The 3,234-nt window shown below is 51.2% G+C and carries 1 protein-coding gene; it reads left to right on the forward strand.

The window, feature by feature from the left end:
• On the forward strand, positions 1 to 3,234 hold a 3,234-nt coding region (locus tag ACTHUE_RS06015; protein ID WP_440423119.1), incomplete at both ends, for a beta strand repeat-containing protein.

Below are 3,234 nucleotides of genomic sequence, written 5' to 3' on the forward strand. Positions count from 1 at the left end.
CTAATCTAGGTGATGGCTCAGTCACTACTACCATCGTTAAAGACGGTAAAAACGGTAAAGATGGTAAAGACGGCGCTACTGGCGCAGCCGGCGCTAAAGGCGATAAAGGTGACACTGGCGCAGCCGGCGCTAAAGGCGACAAAGGTGACACTGGCGCAGCCGGCGCTAAAGGCGACAAAGGTGACACTGGCGCAGCCGGCGCTAAAGGCGACAAAGGTGACACTGGTGCAGCCGGCGCTAAAGGCGACAAAGGTGACACTGGTGCAGCCGGTGCTAAAGGCGATAAAGGTGACACTGGTGCAGCCGGCGCTAAAGGCGACAAAGGCGACAGCATCACAGGTGAAGTTGTAGATAATGGTGACGGTACCCATACCATCACTATTACTAATCTAGGTGATGGCTCAGTCACTACTACCATCGTTAAAGACGGTAAAAACGGTAAAGATGGTAAAGACGGCGCTACTGGCGCAGCCGGCGCTAAAGGCGATAAAGGTGACACTGGCGCAGCCGGCGCTAAAGGCGACAAAGGTGACACTGGCGCAGCCGGCGCAGCCGGCGCTAAAGGCGACAAAGGTGACACTGGTGCAGCCGGCGCTAAAGGCGACAAAGGCGACAGCATCACAGGTGAAGTTGTAGATAATGGTGACGGTACCCATACCATCACTATTACTAATCTAGGTGATGGCTCAGTCACTACTACCATCGTTAAAGACGGTAAAAACGGTAAAGATGGTAAAGACGGCGCTACTGGCGCAGCCGGCGCTAAAGGCGATAAAGGTGACACTGGCGCAGCCGGTGCTAAAGGCGACAAAGGTGACACTGGCGCAGCCGGCGCTAAAGGCGACAAAGGCGACAGCATCACAGGTGAAGTTGTAGATAATGGTGACGGTACCCATACCATTACTATTACTAATCTAGGTGATGGCTCAGTCACTACTACCATCGTTAAAGACGGTAAAAACGGTAAAGATGGTAAAGACGGCGCTACTGGCGCAGCCGGCGCTAAAGGCGATAAAGGTGACACTGGCGCAGCCGGTGCTAAAGGCGACAAAGGCGACAGCATCACAGGTGAAGTTGTAGATAATGGTGACGGTACCCATACCATCACTATTACTAATCTAGGTGATGGCTCAGTCACTACTACCATCGTTAAAGACGGTAAAAACGGTAAAGATGGTAAAGACGGTGCTACTGGCGCTACTGGTGCAACCGGTGAAAAAGGTGACACCGGTGCAACTGGTGCCGACGGTAAGAACGCTGAAGCCGACGTTAAAGACAACGGCGACGGTACCCACACTGTAACCATCAAAGACGGTAACGGTAACACTACTACCACTATCGTTAAAGACGGTGCAACTGGTGCCAAAGGTGATACCGGTGATACCGGCGCTACCGGTGCAACAGGTGCCGACGGTAAGAACGCTGAAGCCGACGTTAAAGACAACGGCGACGGTACCCACACTGTAACCATCAAAGACGGTAACGGTAACACCACTACTACCATCATTAAAGACGGTGCAACTGGTGCCAAAGGTGATACCGGCGCTACCGGTGCAACAGGTGCCGACGGTAAGAACGCTGAAGCCGACGTTAAAGACAACGGCAACGGTACTCATACTGTAACCATCAAAGACGGTAACGGTAACACCACTACTACCATCATTAAAGATGGTGCAACTGGTGCCAAAGGCGATACTGGTGCAACTGGTGCCGACGGTAAAAACGCTGAAGCCGACGTTAAAGACAACGGCGACGGTACCCACACTGTAACCATCAAGGACGGTAACGGTAACACCACTACTACTATCGTTAAAGACGGTGCAACTGGTGCCAAAGGCGATACCGGCGCAACTGGTGCAACAGGTGCCGACGGTAAGAACGCTGAAGCCGACGTTAAAGACAACGGCAACGGTACTCACACTGTAACCATCAAAGACGGTAACGGTAACACCACTACTACCATCGTTAAAGACGGTGCAACTGGTGCTAAAGGTGACACTGGTGCAACTGGTGCAACTGGTGCCGACGGTAAGAACGCTGAAGCCGACGTTAAAGACAACGGCAACGGTACTCACACTGTAACCATCAAAGACGGTAACGGTAACACCACTACTACCATCATTAAAGATGGTGCAACTGGTGCCGACGGTAAGAACGCTGAAGCCGACGTTAAAGACAACGGCAACGGTACCCACACTGTAACCATCAAAGACGGTAACGGTAACACCACTACTACCATCATTAAAGATGGTGCAACTGGTGCCGACGGTAAGAACGCTGAAGCCGACGTTAAAGACAACGGCGACGGTACTCATACTGTAACCATCAAAGACGGTAACGGTAACACCACCACTACCATCGTTAAAGACGGTGCAACTGGTGCTAAAGGTGACACTGGTGCCGACGGTAAGAACGCTGAAGCCGACGTTAAAGACAACGGCAACGGTACCCACACTGTAACCATCAAAGACGGTAACGGTAACACCACTACTACCATCATTAAAGATGGTGCAACTGGTGCCGACGGTAAGAACGCTGAAGCCGACGTTAAAGACAACGGCAACGGTACTCACACTGTAACCATCAAAGACGGTAACGGTAACACCACTACTACCATCGTTAAAGACGGTGCAACTGGTGCTAAAGGTGAAGCTGGTAATACTGGTGCAACTGGTGCCGATGGTAAGAATGCCAAGGCCGATGTTAAAGACAATGGCGACGGTACTCATACAGTGACCATCGTTGACGGTGACGGTAAAACTACTACCACTATCGTTAAAGACGGTAAGAACGCTGAAGCCGACGTTAAAGACAACGGCAACGGTACTCACACTGTAACCATCAAAGACGGTAACGGTAACACCACTACCACTATCGTTAAAGACGGTGCAACTGGTGCTAAAGGTGACACTGGTGCCGACGGTAAGAATGCTGAAGCTGAAGTTAAAGACAACGGCGACGGTACTCACACTGTAACCATCAAAGACGGTAACGGTAATACCACTACTACCATCGTTAAAGACGGTGCAACTGGTGCTAAAGGTGAAGCTGGTAATACTGGTGCAACTGGTGCCGATGGTAAGAATGCCAAGGCCGATGTTAAAGACAATGGCGACGGTACTCATACAGTGACCATCGTTGACGGTGACGGTAAAACTACTACCACTATCGTTAAAGACGGTGCAACTGGTGCCAAAGGCGATACCGGTGCAACTGGTGAAAACGGTAAGAACG

The sequence above is a fragment of the Neisseria sp. P0021.S005 genome (assembly GCF_051956955.1).